5 protein-coding genes are annotated in these 3,391 nt (G+C 33.9%); all 5 read left to right on the plus strand.

From position 1 onward, the window contains the following. Positions 1 to 489: protein-tyrosine-phosphatase (locus Q0A18_RS02920; protein WP_292008673.1), on the plus strand; the 489-nt coding region annotated here is incomplete at its 5' end. A gap of 5 nt (positions 490 to 494) precedes the next feature. Then, positions 495 to 986 (plus strand): GNAT family N-acetyltransferase, encoded by a 492-nt coding sequence (locus Q0A18_RS02925; RefSeq protein WP_292008674.1) that lies wholly within the window; start codon positions 495 to 497, stop codon positions 984 to 986. Between the two features lie 6 nt (positions 987 to 992). Next, positions 993 to 2,039 (plus strand): ACR3 family arsenite efflux transporter, encoded by a 1,047-nt coding sequence (gene arsB, locus Q0A18_RS02930; RefSeq protein ID WP_292008675.1) that lies wholly within the window; start codon positions 993 to 995, stop codon positions 2,037 to 2,039. 80 nt (positions 2,040 to 2,119) lie between these two features. Then, positions 2,120 to 2,419 (plus strand): hypothetical protein, encoded by a 300-nt coding sequence (locus tag Q0A18_RS02935; protein WP_292008676.1) that lies wholly within the window; start codon positions 2,120 to 2,122, stop codon positions 2,417 to 2,419. A 118-nt stretch (positions 2,420 to 2,537) separates the two neighbouring features. Further along, on the plus strand, positions 2,538 to 3,347 hold the full coding sequence (locus Q0A18_RS02940; RefSeq protein ID WP_292008677.1) for an SDR family oxidoreductase: 810 nt from the start codon (positions 2,538 to 2,540) through the stop codon (positions 3,345 to 3,347). Positions 3,348 to 3,391: the final 44 nt, after the last annotated feature.

Consider the following 3,391-nt stretch of genomic DNA (forward strand, 5'->3'; position numbering starts at 1 on the left):
GAAATCAATATCAACTTTATCTGTACTCATAATTCCAGAAGGAGTCATTTATCTCAGGTATGGGCTCAGATAAGCAGTACTTATTTTAATATTCCAAAAACGACCTGCTATTCTGGAGGAACAGAAGAAACGGAAGTATTTCCTTTGATCATTGAAACTTTAAGGCAGCAAGGACTCCAAATAAAACGAGTTTTTACTGGTGAAAATCCAGTATACTTTATAAAATATGATGAAAATATTCATCCGATTATAGGCTTTTCAAAAAAACATGATGACACATTCAATCCTACCAGTGATTTTGCTGCTGTTATGACCTGCTCCCAGGCAGATGAAGGGTGTCCTTTCATTTTTGGTGCTGATGAACGTATTTCTATTCCGTTTGAAGATCCAAAAATTTCGGACAATACCCCTGAACAGGCAAAAGTCTATTTTGAAAGAAGTCAACAAATAGCAGCCGAAATGTTTTATGTTTTTTCAAATATCAGATAAACAAAATGGAAATAATAACAATAGATCGAAAACACTTCCCTCAAATAGCAAAAATCTATCAAGAAGGTATCGACACGGGGAATGCTACTTTTGAAACCACTGTTCCTTCTTGGGAAATATGGAATAAAAGTAAATTATCATACTGCCGATTAATAGTTGTTGAAAATGAGATTGTAATTGGATGGGCAGCTCTCTCAAAAGTGAGTGAACGAAGTGTTTATGAAGGTGTAGCCGAATTAAGTATTTATATAGCAGAAAATCATAGAGGAAAAGGTATTGGAAAAATATTAATGCAAAAGCTTGTAAAAGAAAGTGAAACCAAGGGAATATGGACACTTCAGTCCGCAATGTTTCCCGAAAACCTAGCGACCTTATCGCTTCATAAAACATTTGGATTCAGGGTTATAGGATACCGAGAAAAAATAGGAAAATTAGCCGGAGTCTGGAGAGACAGTATTCTTATGGAAAGGAGAAGTAAAATAACTGGTATAAATTAAAAATGTATGCAGCCACAACTAAAATTTCTTGACAGATATCTTACTCTTTGGATATTTCTTGCCATGTTCCTAGGAATAGCTTTGGGTTATTTATTTCCTAGCATTTCAAATATTACTCATTCTTTATCTATAGGAACAACTAATATTCCTTTGGCCATAGGATTAATTATAATGATGTATCCTCCTTTGGCAAAGGTTGATTACTCTTTATTACCCAAAGTATTTAAAGATAAAAAAGTAATTGGAATATCACTACTTTTGAACTGGGTAGTTGGTCCTATCCTTATGTTTTTATTAGCAGTCCTTTTTCTCAAAGACGAACCAGATTATATGATAGGACTTATTCTTATCGGCCTAGCAAGGTGTATAGCAATGGTTCTTGTCTGGAATGATTTGGCAAAAGGAAACAAAGAATATGCAGCATTACTGGTAGCATTAAACAGTATCTTCCAGATATTCGCATATAGTTTTATGGTCTGGATTTTCATTAATGTACTACCAGCAAAATTCAGCTTGGCGGAATTTCATATTTCCGTTTCCATGAAAGATGTAACCGAAAGTGTGTTAATATACTTAGGAATCCCTTTTATTGCAGGATTTTTAAGCCGACATTTCCTTATAAAATTTAAAGGTCAATATTGGTATAATAGAAAATTTATTCCTAAAATATCTCCTCTTACATTATATGCTCTATTATTGACAATAGTACTTATGTTCAGTTTTAAAGGAGATCAAATATTGGAGTTACCTTTAGATGTTTTAAGAGTTGCTTTTCCGCTAATCATTTATTTTATACTGATGTTTTTTACCAGTTTCTTCATCAATAAGCTTTTGAAAGTCCCTTATGATAAAAATACTTCCATATCATTTACTGCTACAGGAAATAATTTCGAACTGGCCATCGCTGTAGCAATAGCTGTTTTCGGAGTGAATTCTCCACAGGCATTCGTCGGGGTAATCGGTCCATTAGTAGAAGTGCCTGTATTGATATTATTGGTAAGAATAAGTTTAAAATTAAGAAAAAATTATATCAAACCATTTAGAAAAACATAACAAACGTTATGAAAAATTTAACATGAATTCGTTTTTTTAGGAATAGTTATTGTAATCCTTATAGGACAAAATAAAATATTATGAACAATTCGGATTATAACAAAGCAGAAAACGCAGTAAACAAAACAGAAAATAATCTTCAAAATGCTGCTGACAAGGCAAAATGGACCATTAATGATCTTGCAGATAAGGCACGTGACTTTATTAAGGAAAAAAAAGACAACAATGAAGAAGTGAATGAAAATGACTGGTTTGAAAAAGTAAAATCCAATTTTTCTGATGCATGGGAGGATGTAAAAGATAAGGCAAGTGATGCATGGGAAAAAACAAAAGACGCCGCTGAGGATGTAAAAGCGGAATGGAATAAGAAGACTAATTAAAATTCAGTCATACAAATATTTTCAAAAAAACGGTACCTTTTTTAAAAGGTACCGTTTTTATTATGCACCAAGCACAAATTATTATTACATTTGTAGGTACAATAAACATTAAAAAATTATGTCATACGGTTTACTTAAAGGCAAAAAGGGAATTATTTTTGGAGCCCTTAATGACCAGTCTATAGCATGGAAAGTTGCAGAAAGATGTCATGAAGAGGGTGCTGAATTCGTTCTTTCCAATGCTCCGATCGCCATGAGAATGGGAGAATTGAATGCTTTAGCTGAAAAAACAGGTTCGGAAGTGATAGCTGCTGATGCAACTTCAGTTGAAGATCTAGAAAAACTATTTGATGCAGCCATAGCAAAATTTGGTAAAATAGACTTTATTCTACACTCTATAGGAATGTCCGTTAATGTAAGAAAAGGTAAACACTATACTGAAATGAATTATGAATGGTTAGAAAAAGGTTGGGACGTTTCCGCTGTTTCTTTCCATAAAGTGATGCGTGTAGCATGGGAAAAAGACTGTATGAATGAATGGGGAAGCATTGTAGCCCTTACTTATATCGCTGCACAAAGAACATTCCCGGATTATAATGATATGGCAGACAATAAAGCCTATTTGGAAAGTATTACCAGAACATTCGGATATTATTGGGGAGAGAAAAAAGTACGTGTAAATACGATTTCCCAGTCTCCTACTCCTACTACAGCAGGAAGCGGAGTAAAAGGTTTCGGAGGTTTCTTAGGATATGCAGAAGATATGTCTCCACTAGGAAATGCAAGTGCTGCCGATTGTGCTAATTACTGCATTACCATGTTCTCAGATCTTACTAAAAAAGTAACAATGCAGAATCTTTTCCATGACGGAGGATTCAGTAATGTAGGAGTTTCCCAGAGAGTAATCGATAAGTACGAAGGTCAATAAAAAGTTTTTGCTATTATAAAATAAACAGGCTGTCTCATTGAGAC

The organism is Chryseobacterium sp. (genome assembly GCF_022712095.1).
Classification (GTDB): Bacteria; Bacteroidota; Bacteroidia; order Flavobacteriales; family Weeksellaceae; genus Chryseobacterium.

Bases quoted from the DNA above. Each gene is read 5' to 3' on its own strand.
- Q0A18_RS02940 (WP_292008677.1), top strand. From the start codon at position 2,538: ATGTCATACGGTTTACTTAAAGGCAAAAAGGGAATTATTTTTGGAGCC.
- arsB (WP_292008675.1), top strand. From the start codon at position 993: ATGCAGCCACAACTAAAATTTCTTGACAGATATCTTACTCTTTGGATA.
- Q0A18_RS02925 (WP_292008674.1), top strand. From the start codon at position 495: ATGGAAATAATAACAATAGATCGAAAACACTTCCCTCAAATAGCAAAA.
- Q0A18_RS02935 (WP_292008676.1), top strand. From the start codon at position 2,120: ATGAACAATTCGGATTATAACAAAGCAGAAAACGCAGTAAACAAAACA.